The organism is Pseudomonas sp. BJa5 (assembly GCF_030272875.2).
Lineage (GTDB): Bacteria > Pseudomonadota > Gammaproteobacteria > Pseudomonadales > Pseudomonadaceae > Aquipseudomonas.
Window position 1 is genome coordinate 103011 of record NZ_JALRNG020000016.1, and the last position, 17663, is coordinate 120673.

Sequence of the window (17663 nt, forward strand, 5' to 3'; positions counted from 1 at the left end):
GGTTCAACGCCGCTGGGCGTTGGCCAGCGACACCTGGGTGTTCAGCGTCCAGAAGTCATACAGGATCCCCACCAGAAACAACCCGCCCGTGAACAGGTAGATGATCCCGGTGATCCATTTGCCCTGGTACATGCGGTGCACACCGAAAATGCCCAGGAACGTCAGCAGGATCCAGGTCAGGCTGTAATCCAGGGGGCCAGCGTTGAAACGCAGATCCGCTTCGCGATCCATGGCCGGGATCAGGAACAGGTCGATCAGCCAGCCGATGCCCAGCAAACCCAGGGTGAAGAACCAGATCGTACCGGTCACCGGTTTGCCGTAATAGAAGCGGTGGGCACCGGTAAAGCCGAATATCCACAGCAGGTAACCGATCACCTTGCTGTGCGTGTCATGCAGTTGTCCGTCCTGTTGATAACTGTTCATTCATAGCCTCTGCGGGTTATCGGAAAATTTTCTAAAGAAAAATGTGACTTTTTTGTGTCCAGCCGACGCATGGCACATTGCGATCGACCAACGGTCAAAAATTGATCAGCCAGCTGTTATAGAGTTGCGCGCTGACCAACAAGAGCCCTGCCTATGCGCCCTCTTTTCAAGACATGGCTGACCCTTTGCCTATTATTGCCACTGGCCGCCCACGCCACCAACCGTGAGCAACGTCTACCCAACGGCTTTTCCGGGTACACCACCAATTCCTCTGCCGTGCGTTCGTCCAAGCACGTCAACAGCAAGCCCCAGCACCGCACTCGCCCGAGCAAGCAGAGCCTGTCGACCCTGCCGAGCCTGCCGGTTGCCGCGATGTCGGACAAGCAGAGCAGCGAAGTGCTCAGCCGCGCCGTCAATGTCCTGGGCACCCCTTACCGTTGGGGTGGCAGCAGCCCGAGCAAGGGCTTCGACTGCAGCGGCCTGGTCAAGTACGCCTTCAACGATATCGATGAAGTCGACCTGCCCCGCACCTCCAACGCCATGGCCCAGGGCCACGGGCTGAAGGTCAATCGCAATGACCTCAAGCCTGGCGACCTGATCTTCTTCAATATCAAGAGCCGTCGGGTCAATCATGTAGCCATCTACCTGGGCAACGACCGCTTCATCCATGCGCCACGCACGGGCAAGCGGGTCAGCATCGACACCCTGAACAAGCCCTACTGGCGCAGCCGCTATGTCGTCGCCAAGCGGGTCCTGCCCAAGAGCCAGACCCAACAGCTGAGCCTGGCCACCAACTAAGCACTGCCCGGCGCCCATTCCCGGGCGCTTTGCGAACTGACCACCCCACGCATCACCAGGCCCTGCAGGCAACTGTCCAGGGTCTGCATCCCCAGCGCTCCCCCCATCTGCATCGTCGAGTACAACTGCGCCACCTTGCCTGCGCGCACCAGGTTGCGCACTGCGGGCGTGGCCAGCAGGATCTCATGGGCCGCAACCCGCCCGCCGCCAATCCGCTCGACCAGTACCTGAGACACCACCGCCTGCAGCGCTTCAGCCAGCATGCCCCGCACCAGTTGCTTTTCTTCTGGCGCGAACACGTCCACCAGGCGGTCAATGGATTTCGCCGCCGAGCCTGTGTGCAGCGTCGCCAGCACCAGGTGACCGGTTTCAGCGGCCGTCAGGGCCAGGCGGATGGTCTGCTCATCGCGCAGTTCGCCGAGCATGATCACATCCGGGTCCTGGCGCAGTGCCGCGCGCAAGGCCTGGGGAAAACCGTGGCTGTGCCTGCCGATTTCACGCTGGCTGATCAGGCTGCTTCGGGGGCTGTGGATAAATTCGATGGGGTCCTCAAGTGTAAGGATATGCAGGGGGCGCTCACGGTTCAGATGATCGAGCAGTGCCGCCAGGGTGGTGGACTTGCCTGAGCCGGTGGGGCCGGTGACTAGCACCAGCCCTGCCGGCAGTTCGGCAATCTGCCGAAACACATCACCCAGGCCCAGCTCGGCAAGGCTGCGGACCTGCTCCGGAATCACCCGCAGCACCACACCCGGCCCCTGGCGCTGATGAAACGCATTGACGCGAAAACGCGCCAGCGCTGGCACCGCCACGGAAAAGTCGATGTCCAGATGTGTTTCGAAATCCTTTTTCTGCACTTCGGACATCAGTTGCCCGAGCATGTCATACACTTGTCCGGCGTCCAGCGCTGGCAGTTCCAGGCGGCAGATCCGCCCATCCAGGCGCAGGGCCGGCACTTCGGCGGCCGCCAGGTGCAGGTCCGAGGCCCCGGCCCGGGTTGCCAGGGCCAGCAGTTCAGTCACATCCATGAGACTCCCCAAAGGCTGCCAAGCAGGTAGAATGCCGCAGACCCAGGAAGCCGCCGGCATCGATCAATGTCCACCATAGCAGACAACCTTTCTACACTCGCCGCCCGCATCGACGCCGCCGCCCAGGCCGCCGGACGTGCGCCATCGGCCATCCGCCTGCTGGCGGTGAGCAAGACCAAACCCGCCGCCGCGATACGTGAAGCGTACGCTGCCGGGGTACGTGATGTCGGCGAGAACTACCTGCAGGAAGCGCTGAACAAACAGGGCGAGTTGGCCGACCTGCCCTTGACCTGGCACTTCATCGGCCCCATTCAGTCGAACAAGACTCGCGCCATCGCCGAGCATTTTGACTGGGTACATTCCGTGGACCGGCTGAAAATCGCCCAACGCCTCTCTGAACAACGCCCTGACGGCCTGGCACCGCTGAACATCTGCCTGCAGGTGAATGTCAGTGGCGAAGCCAGCAAATCCGGCTGTACACCGGAACAACTGCCCGCCCTGGCCCAGGCCATCGTGGCGCTGCCACGCCTGCGCCTGCGCGGGCTGATGGCGATCCCCGAACCCACTGACGATCGCGCCGCCCAGGAGGCCGCCTTCGCCCGGGTTCGCCAGTTACAGGCCAGCCTTGGCCTGGAGCTGGACACCTTGTCCATGGGCATGAGCCACGACCTGGAAGCCGCCATCGCCCAGGGCGCGACCTGGGTGCGTATCGGTACCGCGTTGTTCGGTGCCCGCGACTACGGCCAGCCCTGACCCATGCCTATTTCCACATTTCCCCTCAAGGACCTGACATGAGCAAGACTCGTATTGCCTTTATCGGCGCCGGCAACATGGCCGCCAGCCTGATCGGCGGCCTGCGCGCCCAGGGCCTGGACGCTTCGCAGATCCGCGCCAGCGACCCGGGTGCCGAACAGCGGGCAAAAATCCACGCCGAGCATGGCATTGAACTGTTCGCCGACAACGCCCAGGCCATCGAAGGCGCCGACGTGGTGGTGCTGGCGGTCAAGCCCCAGGCCATGAAGGCCGTGTGCCTGGCACTCAAGCCGAGCCTCAAGCCCGGGCAACTGGTGGTCTCGATCGCCGCCGGCATCACTTGCGCCAGCATGAACAACTGGCTCGGCGCGCAACCGATCGTGCGCTGCATGCCCAACACCCCGGCGCTGCTGCGCCAGGGCGTCAGCGGGCTGTACGCCACCGCACAGGTCTCCGAGGCGCAGCGCCAGCAAGCCGAACAACTGCTGTCGGCGGTGGGCATCGCCCTGTGGCTGGACACCGAGCAGCAGCTCGACGCCGTCACGGCTGTGTCCGGTAGCGGGCCTGCGTACTTCTTCCTGCTGATCGAAGCCATGACCGCTGCCGGTGAAAAACTCGGCCTGCCGCGCGAAACCGCGGCCAAGCTGACCCTGCAGACCGCCCTGGGCGCCGCGCACATGGCCGTCAGCAGTGATGTCGACGCCGCCGAACTGCGCCGCCGCGTCACCTCGCCGGCCGGCACCACGGAAGCGGCGATCAAGTCGTTCCAGGCCGATGGATTCGAAGCGCTGGTGGAAAAAGCGCTGGGCGCTGCGGCGCACCGCTCGGCCGAGCTGGCCGAACAACTGGGCAACTAAGGAGCCGGACAATGGTTGGATTGAACACCGCTGCCATCTACATTCTGCAAACCCTGGGCAGCCTCTACCTGCTGATCATCATGCTGCGCTTCATCCTGCAGCTGGTGCGTGCCGATTTCTACAACCCGCTCAGCCAGTTCGCCGTGCGCGCCACCCAGCCGCTGCTCAAGCCCATGCGCCGGATCATCCCGAGCCTGTTCGGCCTGGACATGTCCTCGCTGCTGCTGGCGATCATCGTGCAGATGCTGATCATGGGCCTGACCCTGCTGCTGGCCTACGGCACCACCGGCAACCCGCTGCAACTGCTGATCTGGTCGATCATCGGCGTCACCGCGCTGTTCATGAAGATCTTCTTCTTCGCCCTGATCATCAGCGTGATCCTCTCCTGGGTCGCACCGGGCAGCCACAACCCCGGCGCCGAGCTGGTCAACCAGATCTGCGACCCGTTCCTGGCGCCGTTTCGTCGCCTGCTGCCGAACCTGGGCGGCCTGGACATCTCGCCGATCCTGGCGTTCATGGCGCTGCAACTGATCGACATGCTGGTGATCAACAACCTGGCGGCCATGACGGCCATGCCGGAGATGTTGCGCCTGTTGGTCTGATCCTGATACCTCAGGGGCTGCTTCGCAGCCCCATCGCGGCTCAAGCCCACGATGCTTTTGATCTTGGCTTTTGCGCTGAAGTTGAAGTGCGCCAGTGATTACTTGATCCACCCGATAGGAGTGTTTTAATTTTCTGAGCGTGGTCGAGACTACTATTTTCTTTGAAGCCGACCCAGCACAGTTACAAAACAGAAGATCAAGAAAGCAGTAATAACCACAGAAAACGCACAGAGGCTCAAGAAATAATATTTATCCCAGTTGTCCCCCTGTATAACTCCTGTGCGCTTGGAAATAACCTCATAAAACCTAATCTCTGGGAAAGTCAAAAAAGAGATCATCAAGACAGCTTTGAATACCGAAAACTCCAAAACCCATAAAGTCGCATATTTTGCAGCTCGCATTAGTATACCTACACTGTACCAAAGGCTTTTAATGTGGTCGTTGGGTTGAAAGTCGCGACCTTCAATAAGGCTTCACGTAAAATCATAAAACCAGAAAGGCGAGGCAGTGTTATACACCCCTCACTCACACCTTTATATCCAGCTGGATGCAATCGGAAATGTCCACGCTCTACGCTATTTATAAATGTCAGGTCATCTATATTTGCGTCTTGTCGATACAGAGCAAACCATATACTCCGATCTGATCCTGATACGAAAGACGCAAAGGAGTCTCGAATACCGGTTATTAACCCACCACTTCCCCTCGTAACAATATAGTAGTTTCCGGGTGGCAGCGGTCCGATACTAGGAGTTGCTACGGCGCCGGGGTCATTTCGGCTGCTCTCCATTCCTGAGTAGGCCGGAAAAAAGCCCACCCCGGGGCACGACAGATTCGATAGGGCGCCTCCGTTCAAATGGAACGTACACCTGATCATCTTTCGTCCCAACTGTCTGAAAAAATGATATTACCGTCGCAGTGCTTCCATGTTATTTTTCGTACCGAAGCCCCACAACCTCAAGATGGTTATGCTTTTCCATCGCAGGATTTTTACAATCGTGCATCACGGGGCAAATAGATATGACCTTTACGCCCTCTAAAAACATATTGAAATATTCTTGTTCTTGCCCCGCATGTTTGATGTTATACCATTTTATTTCTACTGACTCTAGCGTCTGCCCCTGCGCCACTGCCTTATAGAGATATGGACTAGAGGAATCAAATTCTTTTTCAAATGTCAGAGGCACATGAATACGAGCACCTGTGATTTTTCCTGTCATATTGTCTGTCGGAAGGTGTAGCCCATGCCCGAACCCGAGCACTTCAACACTCCCCTCCCGACCGGCAACATTTACAGATCCTTTAATGTCCGCTCCGCCATCATCCTTCAACCACAAATATGCTGGAATAGCCATTTTGAAAGTCCTTATCTTATGAGATTCCCGATTCACACTACCACTCTATAAATCGCAATAATTTTGTCATCCAGGCCAATGAAGCATCCTTCATTCATTGATTTTTCTCCATTTCATCCGACCGACTCTAGGGTGTTCACGATCGTAGGTTGTGACCGTCAGCTTTGAGAGATCCGACTTTCCCCTTCCTTCGGTAAGCGCAATATCGGGTCGGTGATGTATAAATCGATGGGACCCTAGCAGCGTCGCGACTCCAATGGCAGGGCACCATGAGCGAATAGGAAATTTCGCAAAGAAAAACATCCAATTCCTACACGACAACCCAACCAACACACTCTGCTAACCTCTCGATCCAGTTCACACCGTCGCCATTTCGGATGTGTCCGGGCATCCCGAGCGGAGGATGCCCCGAATATGCCCGCAGTTGAGGTGGACACCGTAGGTGTTCAAGCTGCACTTCAATTCTGTGAACACCTTCGATCGCTGTGAGCGGGCTTGCCCCGCGATGCTTTCAAACCCCTTGCACATTGCTTGCCGCTTATCCCGGTGGTCTTTAGACTTACGCCTCATTCAAGCGTGAGCAGGGTCGATGTCCACTGTCTTTCCCGAAGATTCGGTCGGTCTGGTAACACCGCAACTGGCACAGTTCAACGAGCCCTTGGCCCTGGCCTGCGGTCGCTCGCTGGCCTCCTATGAGCTGGTCTACGAAACCTATGGAACCCTCAACAGTACGGCCAGCAACGCCGTGCTGATCTGCCATGCGCTTTCCGGCCACCACCATGCCGCGGGCTATCACAGTCCCAACGACCGCAAGCCGGGCTGGTGGGACAGTTGCATCGGCCCGGGCAAGCCCGTCGATACCAACCGCTTCTTCGTGGTCAGCCTGAACAACCTTGGCGGCTGCAACGGCAGCACCGGCCCCAGCAGCGTCAACCCGGCCACCGGCAAGCCCTACGGCGCCGACTTCCCGGTGCTGACCGTAGAAGACTGGGTGCACAGCCAGGCCCGCCTGGCCGACCGCCTGGGCATCCAGCAATGGGCCGCGGTGATCGGCGGCAGCCTCGGCGGCATGCAGGCGCTGCAATGGACCATCACCTACCCCGACCGCGTGCGCCACTGCCTGGATATCGCCTCGGCGCCCAAGCTCTCGGCACAGAACATCGCCTTCAATGAAGTGGCGCGCCAGGCCATCCTCACCGACCCCGAGTTCCACGGCGGCTCGTTCCAGGACCAGGGTGTGATCCCCAAGCGCGGCCTGATGCTGGCGCGCATGGTCGGCCATATCACCTACCTGTCCGACGACTCCATGGGTGAGAAATTCGGCCGCGAGCTGAAAAGCGATAAGCTCAACTACGACTTCCACAGCGTCGAGTTCCAGGTCGAAAGCTACCTGCGCTACCAGGGCGAGGAGTTTTCCGGCCGTTTCGACGCCAACACCTACCTGCTGATGACCAAGGCGCTGGACTACTTCGACCCGGCGGCCGCCCACGGCGGTGACCTGGCGGCGACCCTGGCCGGGGTCAAGGCGGACTACTGCGTGATGTCGTTCACCACCGACTGGCGTTTTTCGCCGGCGCGCTCGCGGGAAATCGTCGACGCCCTGATCGCCGCCCGCAAGAACGTCTGCTACCTGGATATCGATTCGCCGTATGGCCACGATGCCTTCCTGATCCCGACCCCGCGCTACATCACGGGGTTCAAGAACTACATGAACCGCATCGTCTGCTGAGGACCCCATGAGAGCCGACCTGGAAATCATCCAAGACTGGATCCCCGCCGGTAGCCGGGTACTCGACCTCGGCTGCGGCAACGGCGAGCTGCTGGCGTCGCTGCGTGACCGCAAGCAAGTCACCGGCTACGGCCTGGAGATCGACCCGGACAACATCGCCGAGTGCGTGGCACGCGGCGTCAACGTCATCGAGCAGGACCTGGACAAGGGCCTGGGCAACTTCGCCAGCAACAGCTTCGACGTGGTGGTCATGACCCAGGCCCTGCAGGCCGTGGAGTACCCCGACCGGATCCTCGACGAAATGCTGCGCGTGGGCCGCCAGTGCATCATCACCTTCCCCAATTTCGGCCACTGGCGTTGCCGCTGGTACCTCGCGACCAAGGGTCGCATGCCGGTTTCCGACTTCATGCCGTATACCTGGTACAACACGCCGAACATCCACTTCTGCACCTTCGAAGACTTCGAGGCGCTGTGCAGCGAACGCCGGGCCCAGGTCCTCGACCGCCTGGCAGTCGACCACTTGCACCGCCACGGGTGGGCGAGCAGGCTATGGCCTAATCTTCTAGGGGAGATCGGCATTTATCGTGTCAACAGCCCCGGCCTTGTGGAACACAAGGTCGCTGTTTAACCCACTCGCTGGAGGAGATCGATCATGCGCCGCTTGTTCAGTTTCTTACTGGTCGCCTGCCTGAGCGCAACGGCACTGGCTGCCGACCCCATCAAGGGCGAACGCAAGGAAGTCTTCGGTGATGTGACCGTGCACTACAGCACGTTCATTTCCACCTTCCTGCAACCGGATATCGCCAAGTCCGCCGAACTGGTCCGCAGCAAGAACCAGGGCGTGATCAACATCTCGGTGATGAACGCCGGCAAGCCGTCCATCGCCCAGGTCAGCGGTACCGTCAAAGACCTGACCAGCCAGTCGGTGCCGCTGAAGTTCAAGCAGATCACCGAACAGGGGGCGATCTACTACATCGCCCAGTACCCGGTCGAGCAGGCCGAAACACGTACGTTCACCATCAACGTTGAAGCCGCTGGCAAGACCAACAGTTTCAGTTTCAACCAAGAGCTTTTCCCAGGCGAATGATGAATTTTCAGCAAATCGTATTGGCCAGCCACAACGCCGGCAAACTCAAAGAACTCCAGGCCATGCTCGGCGGCACCGTGCGGTTGCGCTCGGTCGGCGAGTTCAGCAGTGTGGAGCCGGAAGAAACCGGCCTGTCGTTCGTCGAGAACGCCATCCTCAAGGCGCGCAATGCCGCCCGCCTCTCCGGCTTGCCGGCGCTGGCCGATGATTCGGGCCTGGCGGTGGACTTCCTCGGCGGCGCGCCGGGCATCTACTCGGCGCGCTATGCCGATGGCCAGGGCGATGCGGCCAACAATGCCAAGTTGCTCGATGTTCTCAAGGATGTCCCCGAGGAGCAACGCGGCGCCCAGTTCGTCTGCGTCCTGGCCCTGGTAAGGCACGCCGACGATCCGCTGCCGATCCTCTGCGAAGGCCTCTGGCACGGTCGCATCCTGCACCAGGCCAGCGGTGAGCACGGCTTTGGCTACGACCCGCTGTTCTGGGTGCCGGAGCGTGGTTGCTCCAGCGCCGAGCTGACGCCTGCCGACAAGAACCAGCTCAGCCACCGTGCCCGTGCCATGAGCCTGTTGCGTCAACGTCTGGGCCTGGCATGACCGATCATTCGCCGGCACAGCCACTGCACTTGGGCGAGGCTGGCTTTAGCTCCCAGGCACCACGGGTGGCCTTGCCACAGTTGCCGCCCCTGGCGCTGTATATCCATATCCCGTGGTGCGTGCGCAAATGCCCGTACTGCGACTTCAACTCCCATGCCGCCACGCCCGAGTTGCCGGAAGAGGCCTACGTCGATGCCTTGTTGGCCGACCTCGACCAGGAACTGGGCGCCGTATATGGCCGCCCGATCAGTTCGATCTTCTTCGGTGGCGGTACGCCCAGCCTGTTCAGCGCCCCTGCCCTGGGCCGCCTGCTGGCAGGCGTGGAACAGCGTATCCCGTTCGCCAGCGATATCGAGATCACCCTGGAGGCCAACCCCGGAACCTTCGAGCAGGAGAAATTCAAGGCCTACCGGCGACTGGGTATCAATCGCCTGTCGATCGGTATCCAGAGCTTCCAGCAGGCCAAGCTCGAAGCCCTGGGACGCATCCACAACGGTGACGAGGCGATTCGCGCCGCCGACATGGCGCGCCAGGCCGGCTTCGATAACTTCAACCTGGACCTGATGCACGGCCTGCCCGACCAGTCCCTGGACGACGCCCTGGGCGACCTGCGCCAGGCCATCGCCCTGGCGCCGACGCACCTGTCCTGGTACCAGCTGACCCTGGAACCGAACACCGTGTTCTGGAACCAGCCGCCCATGCTGCCGGAGGACGACATCCTCTGGGACATCCAGGAGGCCGGCCAGGCCCTGCTGGCCAGTCACGGCTACAGCCAGTACGAAGTCTCGGCCTACGCCCAGCCCGGCCGTGCCGCCCGGCACAACCTCAACTACTGGAGCTTTGGTGACTTCATCGGCATCGGTGCCGGTGCCCACGGCAAGCTCAGCCATCCGGACGGGCGCATCCTGCGCACCTGGAAGACCCGCCTGCCCAAGGACTACCTGAACCCGGCCAAACCCTTCAAGGCCGGCGAGAAGTTGCTGCCGGTGGACGAACTGCCGTTCGAGTTCCTGATGAACGCCCTGCGCCTGACCCAGGGCGTGGACGCCGAGCTGTTCAGCCAGCGCACCGGCCTGCCGCTCGAGCACCTCGCCGCAGCCCGCCGCGAGGCCGAACAAAAGGGCCTTTTGCAGGTCGAACCGACGCGGCTGGTCGCTACCCCGCGCGGCCAGTTGTTCCTCAACGACCTGTTGCAGTATTTCTTGACCTAAGGATTGCGAATGGACCTGGTACTCGACCTACTCTCGACCGTTTCCCGCTGGAGTCGTGGCAACCTGTCGGAGATCTCGCTGGCGCTTGTAGGCTGTTTGCTAGTGCTCTTTGGTACCGACATCAAAGGCTGGGTGGAACAGCGCCTGGGCGGCCTGGCAGGCGCCTTGCGCGTGCCGTTCATGGCCCTGTTGGTGATGATCGGCAGTGGTGCGGCGCTGATCTATGCCACGCCCTGGGTGGTGAAAGGCCTGGCGCAGTTCAACAACTATGCGTTGGCGCCGGTGTTGCTGATTGTGCTGGTACTGATCGGCGTGGTTGCCGACCGTCGCTAAAACGCATCGCGGGGCAAGCCCGCTCCTACACAGATCGCCTGTAGGAGCGGGCTTGCCCCGCGATCGGGTTACGCCAGTTTTTCGAACTTCAAATCCCACACCCCATGCCCAAGTCGCTCGCCACGGCGTTCGAACTTGGTGATCGGGCGCTCGGCCGGACGCTCCACGCACTTGCCGTCGGCGGCCAGGTTGCGGTAACCCGGCGCCACATTCATCACTTCCAGCATGTGCTCGGCATAGGGTTCCCAGTCGGTGGCCATGTGGAACACACCACCGACCTTGAGCTTGCGACGCACCAGCTCGGCGAACTCGGGCTGGACGATGCGGCGCTTGTGGTGACGGCTCTTGTGCCACGGATCGGGGAAGAACAGCATGAGGCGGTCGAGGCTGTTGTCAGCCACGCACTTGTTCAGCACTTCGATTGCATCGCAGTCGTACACCCGCAGGTTCTTCAGGCCCTGGGTCAGCACGCCGTTGAGCAGCGCGCCGACACCCGGACGGTGCACTTCGACACCGATGAAGTCCTGCTCCGGGGCGGCAGCAGCCATTTCCAGCAGGGAATGGCCCATGCCGAAACCGATCTCCAGGGTACGCGGCGCCGAACGGCCGAACACCTGGTCGTAGTCCACGGTGCTCTCGGCCAGTGGCAGGATGAACAGCGGCCCACCCTGTTCCAGGCCACGTTGCTGGCCTTCGGTCATGCGCCCGGCGCGCATCACGAAACTCTTGATGCGGCGGTGTTGGCGCTCTTCGCCTTCGGTGGAGATCGGCGTTTCTTGCGATTCAGTCATCAGGTGCTCTTACTTGATCAGACCAGTCAGCGGCGACGAGGCGCTGGCATAGAGTTTTTTCGGCATGCGTCCGGCCAGGTAGGCCAGGCGGCCGGCGACGATTGCGTGTTTCATGGCTTCGGCCATCATGACCGGCTGCTGGGCATCGGCAATCGCCGAGTTCATCAGCACCGCCTCACAGCCCAGTTCCATGGCGATGGTGGCATCCGAAGCGGTACCCACACCGGCATCGACCAGCACAGGCACTTTCGATTCTTCGAGGATGATCTGCAGGTTGTACGGGTTGCAGATGCCAAGACCGGTGCCGATCAGGCCGGCCAGCGGCATGACCGCGATGCAACCGGCTTCGGCCAGTTGGCGGGCGATGATCGGGTCGTCGCTGGTGTAGACCATCACGTCGAAACCGTCCTTGACCAGCACTTCGGCGGCCTTGAGGGTTTCGATCACGTTGGGGAACAGGGTTTTCTGGTCGGCCAGGACTTCCAGCTTGACCAGGTTGTGACCATCGAGCAGCTCACGGGCCAGGCGGCAGGTGCGCACGGCTTCGACCGCGTCATAGCAGCCGGCGGTGTTCGGCAGGATGGTGTAGCGATCCGGCGGCAGCACATCGAGCAGGTTCGGCTCGCCCGGGTTCTGGCCGATGTTGGTGCGGCGCACGGCGACGGTGACGATCTCGGCACCCGAAGCCTCGATGGCCAGGCGGGTTTCTTCCATGTCACGGTACTTGCCGGTGCCGACCAGCAGGCGCGACTGGAAGGTACGGCCGGCCAGGGTGAAGGGCTTGTCACTGCGAAGGTTGCTCATCGGAAATCCTCTGAAAGGTTGAGGGACTTGCAAGGTGTTCCTGTGGCCCTAGCCGCCGCCGATGGCATGCACGACTTCGACCTGGTCGCCTTCACGCAGCACGGTGGCTGCATGCTGGCTACGTGGCACGATATCCAGGTTGAGCTCTACCGCGACACGACGCCCGACAAGGTCCAGGCGGGTCAGCAGGGCCTCGACGCTTTCGCTGTCGGGCAACTCGAAGGGTTCACCGTTCAATAGAATGCGCATGCGCACGGCCACCATTGTTTTTAGGGGCCAGCATTCTAGCCCCGATCAGGCGCCGCGACCAAGGCCAAGCAACACCATTCGTCTCGATTCGGACCGCCGAGTCAACCCAGGCGCCAGGCGGCAAGGCCCAGGCACAGCCAGCCGCCGAGGAACGCCAGGCCACCGATCGGGGTAATGATGCCCAGCTTGCCGATGCTGCTGAGGGTCAACAGGTACAGGCTGCCAGAGAACAGCACGATGCCCAGGGCGAACAGACCGCCGGCCCATCCGACCAGGCGCCCGGGCAGCTGGCTGGCCAGCACGGCCACGCCCAGCAGGGCCAGGGCGTGGACCAGTTGATAGGTGACACCAGTCTGGAAAATCGCCAGGTACTCGCTGCTCAAGCGCCCCTTGAGGCCATGGGCGGCGAAGGCGCCCAGAGCGACACCGGTAAAGCCGAAGAAAGCGGCGAGCATCAGGAAGCTGCGAAGCATGGGGACAACTCCGTGTAGGGGGCCTGTATAATGGCCCGCTCATTCGGTTCGGCCAAGCCATCTCTATGCTGTCATCCCTGATCCGCCGCCTCACCCGCGCCCTGCTCTGGTTTGCCGTCGGCAGCGTATTGCTGGTCCTGCTGTTTCGCTGGGTACCGCCGCCCGGCACGACGCTGATGGTCGAACGCAAGGTCGAGTCCTGGTTCAACGGCGAGCCCATTGACCTGCAACGTGACTGGGAGCCCTGGGAGCGCATTTCCGATGAGCTCAAGGTGGCGGTGATTGCCGGCGAAGACCAGAAATTCGCCAATCACTGGGGCTTTGACTTCAATGCCATCCAGGCCGCCCTGGCCCACAACGAGCGCGGCGGCAGGCTGCGCGGCGCCAGCACCCTGAGCCAGCAAGTAGCCAAGAACCAGTTCCTCTGGTCCGGCCGCAGCTGGCTGCGCAAGGGGCTGGAAGCCTGGTTTACCGCCTTGATCGAAGTGCTCTGGTCCAAGGAGCGGATTCTTGAGGTCTACCTCAACAGCGCCGAATGGGGTGAAGGCGTGTTCGGCGCGCAGGCCGCGGCGCGGCATCACTTCGGCGTCGATGCCAGCCAGCTGTCGCGCCAGCAGGCCAGCCTGCTCGCAGCGGTGCTGCCCAGCCCGTTGAACTGGAGCGCCAGCCGGCCCAGCAGCTATGTAGCGCGACGTGCCGGCTGGATTCGCCAGCAGATGCGTCAGTTGGGCGGTAGTGATTACCTGGTTCAGTTGGACGGCACGCGCAGCGCGCCCTGGAACCAATAAAAAATCGCGGGGCAAGCCCGCTCCCACAGTAGTGCGCTGTGGGAGCGGGCTTGCCCCGCGATGTTGTCAGACTCAGATCGCGATAAGGGCCTTGACCTTGTTCATCGCGTTCTTCTCCAACTGACGGATCCGCTCTGCGGACACGCTGTATTTCTCGGCCAGGTCATGCAAGGTGGCCTTTTCCTCGGCCAGCCAGCGCTGGTAGAGGATGTCGCGGCTACGGTCGTCCAGGCCCTGCAAGGCGTCGTGCAGGTTGCTGGTGGAGTTGTCGCTCCAGTCGGCATCCTCCAGTTGACGGGCCGGGTCGTAGCGGTGGTCTTCCAGGTAGTTGGCCGGCGACTGGAACGCACTGTCGTCGTCGGCTTCCGACGCCGGGTCGAAGGCCATGTCCTGACCGGTCAGGCGGCTCTCCATCTCGCGTACTTCACGTGGCTCGACACCCAGGCTCTCGGCGACACGATGAACTTCATCGTTGTTCAGCCAGGCCAGGCGCTTCTTCTGGCTGCGCAGGTTGAAGAACAGCTTGCGCTGGGCCTTGGTGGTCGCGACCTTGACGATACGCCAGTTGCGCAGGATGAACTCGTGGATCTCGGCCTTGATCCAGTGCACGGCAAAGGACACCAGGCGCACGCCCATTTCCGGGTTGAAGCGCTTGACCGCCTTCATCAGGCCGACGTTGCCTTCCTGGATCAGGTCGGCCTGGGCCAGCCCGTAGCCGGAATAGCTGCGGGCGATATGTACGACAAAGCGCAGGTGGGCAAGCACCATCTGCCGAGCTGCCTCAAGATCCTGCTCATAGTAGAGACTCTCGGCCAGTTCACGCTCCTGCTCCGGCGTCAGCAAGGGAATGCTGTTGACCGTGTGCACGTAGGCTTCCAGGTTGGCACCGGGAACCAGGGCATAGGCAGGCTGCAACGAAGTGGTCATACGAAAAAACCTCCGACTCACTAAACTCGTGCCCGTAGGCACTGCCAACATTGACCGGGAACCGCGAAACAAGTTCCCTAAAAATGAAAAGAGTCAATACCAGCAAAAAGACACTATCGCGGTGCAAGCTCGCTCAAGTGGCGGGCGACCGCAATCCAAGCACCGATATACCCTAACAGTACCGCCCCAAGCAAGAGCGACAGACCATCGGCAGCCGGCACGCCAGCCAGGGCAAAATCACTGCCGTACAGGCCGGAAAGCCCGATAACCGCGTCGTTCAGCCAGTCAAGGCCAAATGCCAGCACCCCCCAGGCCAAGACCCCGGCCCCCAGGCCGTACAAGGCGCCCATGTACAGGAAAGGTCGGCGAACGTAGCTGTCTGTGCCGCCAACGAGCTTGATCACCTCGATCTCGGTACGGCGGTTCTCGATGTGCAGGCGAATTGTGTTACCAATTACCAAAAGCAGCGCCGAAACCAGCAGGACGGTCAGGCCGAAGACGAAGCGGTCGCCCAGCTTGAGGATCGCCGCCAAGCGCTCGACCCACACCAGGTCCAGCTGTGCCACATCCACCTTGGGCAGCTCCGAGAGGCGCTGGCGCAAGGCTTCGAGGGCCGGCTTGTCGACTTCCGCCGGGGTCACTACGACCACACCGGGCAGCGGGTTCTCCGGCAGCTCACGCAGCGCATCACCCAGCCCGGACTGCTGCTGGAACTCCTCCAGCGCCTTCTCGCGACTGACATACTCGGCCTCGGCCACGCCCGGCAGACCCTTGATCTGCTCGCGCAGGGCTTCACCGTCACGGCTGTTGGCATCGAGCTTGAGGTACAGGGAAATCTGCGCCGCACGCTGCCAGGAACCGCCCAGGCGCTCGACGTTGCTCAGCAACAGCGACAGGCCCATGGGCAGGCTCAGGGCCACGGCCATCACCAGGCAGGTGAAAAAGCTGCCGATCGGTTGCTTGCCCAGGCGCCGCAGGCTGTCGACCAGGCTCGAACGGTGGCTTTCCAGCCAGGCGTGCAACAGGGTGCGGAAATCCGGGCCATCGTCGTCATGGCCGCCGCGCTTGTTCTTTTCCGGTTGAGACTCGGCGGCCTTGGGCGCTACCCGCTCGGAAACCTTGGGACTACGTGTCGCACTCATTGCCCGGCCTCCCCGTCGCCGATCAAGCGGCCGCGCTGCAGGGTCAGCATGCGATGGCGCATGCGCGCAATCAGCGCCAGGTCGTGGCTGGCGATCAGCACGCTGGTGCCCAGGCGGTTGATATCTTCGAAAACACCCATGATCTCCGCGGCCAGGCGCGGGTCGAGGTTACCGGTGGGTTCGTCCGCCAGCAGCAAGGCCGGGCGGTGGACGATGGCGCGGGCAATGCCCACGCGCTGTTGCTGGCCGGTGGACAGGTCGCCGGGAAACAGCTCGGCCTTGTCCGACAGGGCCACGCGCTCGAGCGCCGAGTCGACCCGCTTGGCCACTTCAGCCTTGGACAGGCCGAGGATCTGCAGCGGTAGGGCGACGTTGTTGAATACGGTGCGGTCGAACAGCAGCTGGTGGTTCTGGAACACTACGCCGATCTGCCGGCGCAGGAACGGGATCTGCGCGTTGCTGATCTGGCCCAGGTCTTGCCCGGCCAGCAGCAGCTTGCCGCTGGTAGGGCGTTCCATGGCCAGCAGCAGGCGCAGCAAGGTGCTCTTGCCGGCGCCGGAGTGGCCGGTGACGAACAGGAATTCACCCCGACGCACCCGAAAACTCAACTCATGCAGGCCTACGTGGCCATTGGGGTAGCGCTTGGCGACCTGTTCGAATCGAATCATGGATGCTCCCGCTCGGCAAACAGTGCTTTCACGAAGGGTTCGGCTTCGAAGGTGCGCAGATCGTCGATGCCTTCACCCACGCCAATATAGCGGATCGGCAAGCCGAACTGCTTGGCCAGGGCGAAGATCACCCCGCCCTTGGCGGTGCCGTCGAGCTTGGTCAGGGCCAGGCCCGTGAGCTCGACGCTCTGGTTGAAGTGCTTGGCCTGGTTGATGGCGTTCTGCCCGGTGCCGGCGTCCAGCACCAGCAGCACCTCGTGCGGTGCATCGGCGTCGAGCTTGCCGATCACCCGGCGAACCTTCTTCAGCTCTTCCATCAGGTTGTCTTTGGTGTGCAGGCGACCGGCGGTGTCGGCGATCAGCACATCGATACCGCGGGCCTTGGCGGCCTGGACGGCGTCGAAGATCACCGAAGCCGAGTCGGCACCGGTGTGCTGGGCGATGACCGGGATCTGGTTGCGCTCGCCCCAGACCTGCAGCTGCTCGACCGCCGCGGCACGGAAGGTGTCACCGGCGGCCAGCATGACTTTCTTGCCTTCAAGCTGCAGCTTCTTCGCCAGCTTGCCGATGGTGGTGGTCTTGCCGGCGCCGTTGACGCCAACCACCAGGATCACGAACGGCTTGCCCTGGGACTGGATGCGCAGCGGCTGCTCGACCGGCTTGAGCAGGTCGGCCAGTTCGCCTTGCAGGGACTTGTACAGCGCGTCGCTGTCGGCCAGCTGCTTGCGCGCGACCTTCTGGGTCAGGCTCTGGACGATCACCGAGGTGGCCTCGACGCCGACGTCGGCGGTCAGCAGGCGGGTTTCGATCTCGTCGAGCAGGTCGTCGTCGATGGCCTTCTTGCCCAGGAACAGGCTGGCCATGCCTTCGCCGATGCTGGCGCTGGTCTTGGACAGGCCCTGCTTGAGGCGGGCGAAGAAACCGACCTTGCTGTCTTCGACAGGAGCCGGGGCTGGCGTCTCGACAGGTGCGACCGTGGCTACTGGAGCTACTGGAGCTACTGGAGCTACTGGAGCTACTGGAGCTACTGGAGCTACTGGAGCTACTGGAGCTAC

22 protein-coding genes and 1 pseudogene are annotated in these 17663 nt (G+C 61.8%); 11 read left to right on the top strand and 12 right to left on the bottom strand.

All coding sequences use genetic code 11. The features are described from left to right. Positions 1–3: 3 nt before the first annotated feature. Positions 4–423: a TM2 domain-containing protein gene (locus M2D63_RS11780; protein ID WP_285863095.1), complete on the bottom strand. Its 420-nt coding sequence runs from the start codon at positions 421–423 to the stop codon at positions 4–6. Positions 424–576: 153 nt separating this feature from the next. On the opposite strand from M2D63_RS11780, the gene M2D63_RS11785 reads away from it, so the two are divergent. Further along, entirely contained in the window at positions 577–1221 is a 645-nt protein-coding gene (locus M2D63_RS11785; protein ID WP_285863097.1) for a C40 family peptidase, read from the top strand. On the opposite strand, the gene M2D63_RS11790 is transcribed toward M2D63_RS11785, so the two are convergent. After that, positions 1218–2246: a type IV pilus twitching motility protein PilT gene (locus M2D63_RS11790; protein ID WP_285863098.1), complete on the bottom strand. Its 1029-nt coding sequence runs from the start codon at positions 2244–2246 to the stop codon at positions 1218–1220. The two genes, M2D63_RS11785 and M2D63_RS11790, sit on opposite strands and share 4 nt — an antisense overlap. Positions 2247–2312: 66 nt before the next feature. Between M2D63_RS11790 and M2D63_RS11795 the strand changes: the two genes are divergently transcribed. Genes M2D63_RS11795 through M2D63_RS11805 form a run of 3 tightly spaced genes read left to right on the top strand, consistent with a single transcriptional unit; the run spans position 2313 to position 4458 of the window. After that, positions 2313–2999: a YggS family pyridoxal phosphate-dependent enzyme gene (locus M2D63_RS11795; protein WP_285863099.1), complete on the top strand. Its 687-nt coding sequence runs from the start codon at positions 2313–2315 to the stop codon at positions 2997–2999. A 38-nt stretch (positions 3000–3037) separates the two neighbouring features. Further along, positions 3038–3856: a pyrroline-5-carboxylate reductase gene (gene proC, locus M2D63_RS11800; RefSeq protein ID WP_285863100.1), complete on the top strand. Its 819-nt coding sequence runs from the start codon at positions 3038–3040 to the stop codon at positions 3854–3856. A gap of 11 nt (positions 3857–3867) precedes the next feature. After that, positions 3868–4458 carry a YggT family protein gene (locus tag M2D63_RS11805; RefSeq protein ID WP_285863101.1) on the top strand — a complete coding sequence of 197 codons (591 nt, stop codon included), beginning with the start codon at positions 3868–3870 and terminating at the stop codon, positions 4456–4458. Positions 4459–4867: 409 nt separating this feature from the next. Here M2D63_RS11805 and M2D63_RS11810 read toward each other — a convergent pair whose 3' ends face one another. After that, positions 4868–5335, bottom strand: a complete 468-nt coding sequence (locus tag M2D63_RS11810; RefSeq protein ID WP_353050862.1) for a DUF2778 domain-containing protein — start codon at positions 5333–5335, stop codon at positions 4868–4870. Further along, positions 5332–5813 (bottom strand): annotated as a pseudogene (locus tag M2D63_RS11815) (Hcp family type VI secretion system effector). Before M2D63_RS11815 ends, M2D63_RS11810 begins: the two are co-directional and overlap by 4 nt. 589 nt (positions 5814–6402) lie before the next feature. Here M2D63_RS11815 and M2D63_RS11820 point away from each other — a divergent pair. The 6 genes from M2D63_RS11820 to M2D63_RS11845 are packed head-to-tail and all read left to right on the top strand — an operon-like array spanning position 6403 to position 10766. Then, positions 6403–7542: a homoserine O-acetyltransferase gene (locus M2D63_RS11820; RefSeq protein WP_285863102.1), complete on the top strand. Its 1140-nt coding sequence runs from the start codon at positions 6403–6405 to the stop codon at positions 7540–7542. A gap of 7 nt (positions 7543–7549) precedes the next feature. Continuing rightward, complete coding sequence (metW, locus tag M2D63_RS11825; RefSeq protein WP_285863103.1) at positions 7550–8170, top strand: methionine biosynthesis protein MetW; 621 nt, start codon at positions 7550–7552, stop codon at positions 8168–8170. Positions 8171–8194: 24 nt separating this feature from the next. Next, positions 8195–8629 carry a DUF4426 domain-containing protein gene (locus tag M2D63_RS11830; protein WP_285863104.1) on the top strand — a complete coding sequence of 145 codons (435 nt, stop codon included), beginning with the start codon at positions 8195–8197 and terminating at the stop codon, positions 8627–8629. Further along, entirely contained in the window at positions 8626–9222 is a 597-nt protein-coding gene (rdgB, locus tag M2D63_RS11835) for an RdgB/HAM1 family non-canonical purine NTP pyrophosphatase (RefSeq protein WP_285863105.1), read from the top strand. The genes M2D63_RS11830 and rdgB overlap by 4 nt, the downstream gene beginning before the upstream one ends. Then, positions 9219–10433, top strand: coding sequence for a radical SAM family heme chaperone HemW (gene hemW, locus M2D63_RS11840; RefSeq protein ID WP_285863106.1), 1215 nt, complete (start codon positions 9219–9221; stop codon positions 10431–10433). The genes rdgB and hemW overlap by 4 nt, the downstream gene beginning before the upstream one ends. 9 nt (positions 10434–10442) lie before the next feature. Further along, a complete protein-coding gene (locus tag M2D63_RS11845; RefSeq protein ID WP_285863107.1) occupies positions 10443–10766 on the top strand; it encodes a DUF3392 domain-containing protein in 324 nt (107 codons plus the stop codon). A gap of 68 nt (positions 10767–10834) precedes the next feature. Here the strand turns inward: M2D63_RS11845 and trmB are convergent, their stop codons facing one another. The 4 genes from trmB to M2D63_RS11865 form a co-directional block, all read right to left on the bottom strand. Further along, positions 10835–11557, bottom strand: coding sequence for a tRNA (guanosine(46)-N7)-methyltransferase TrmB (gene trmB / locus M2D63_RS11850; RefSeq protein ID WP_285863108.1), 723 nt, complete (start codon positions 11555–11557; stop codon positions 10835–10837). Positions 11558–11566: 9 nt separating this feature from the next. Continuing rightward, on the bottom strand, positions 11567–12361 hold the full coding sequence (locus M2D63_RS11855) for a thiazole synthase (RefSeq protein ID WP_285863109.1): 795 nt from the start codon (positions 12359–12361) through the stop codon (positions 11567–11569). Positions 12362–12409: 48 nt separating this feature from the next. Further along, a complete protein-coding gene (thiS, locus tag M2D63_RS11860) occupies positions 12410–12610 on the bottom strand; it encodes a sulfur carrier protein ThiS (protein WP_285863110.1) in 201 nt (66 codons plus the stop codon). 101 nt (positions 12611–12711) lie between these two features. Further along, positions 12712–13083, bottom strand: coding sequence for a DUF423 domain-containing protein (locus tag M2D63_RS11865; RefSeq protein ID WP_285863111.1), 372 nt, complete (start codon positions 13081–13083; stop codon positions 12712–12714). 65 nt (positions 13084–13148) lie between these two features. Here M2D63_RS11865 and mtgA point away from each other — a divergent pair, with 65 nt between their 5' ends. Continuing rightward, a complete protein-coding gene (mtgA, locus tag M2D63_RS11870; protein WP_285863112.1) occupies positions 13149–13871 on the top strand; it encodes a monofunctional biosynthetic peptidoglycan transglycosylase in 723 nt (240 codons plus the stop codon). Between the two features lie 72 nt (positions 13872–13943). Here mtgA and rpoH read toward each other — a convergent pair whose 3' ends face one another. The 4 genes from rpoH to ftsY form a co-directional block, all read right to left on the bottom strand. Then, the gene (gene rpoH / locus M2D63_RS11875; RefSeq protein ID WP_285863113.1) at positions 13944–14798 is read right to left on the bottom strand and encodes an RNA polymerase sigma factor RpoH; all 855 of its coding nucleotides are present in this window, start codon (positions 14796–14798) and stop codon (positions 13944–13946) included. Positions 14799–14911: 113 nt separating this feature from the next. After that, positions 14912–15940 carry a permease-like cell division protein FtsX gene (ftsX, locus tag M2D63_RS11880; protein ID WP_285863114.1) on the bottom strand — a complete coding sequence of 343 codons (1029 nt, stop codon included), beginning with the start codon at positions 15938–15940 and terminating at the stop codon, positions 14912–14914. Beyond that, on the bottom strand, positions 15937–16608 hold the full coding sequence (gene ftsE / locus M2D63_RS11885) for a cell division ATP-binding protein FtsE (protein ID WP_038615591.1): 672 nt from the start codon (positions 16606–16608) through the stop codon (positions 15937–15939). Before ftsE ends, ftsX begins: the two co-directional genes overlap by 4 nt. Beyond that, a partial coding sequence (gene ftsY / locus M2D63_RS11890) for a signal recognition particle-docking protein FtsY (RefSeq protein WP_285863115.1) occupies positions 16605–17663 on the bottom strand: 1059 nt, incomplete at its 5' end. The genes ftsE and ftsY, both read right to left, overlap by 4 nt.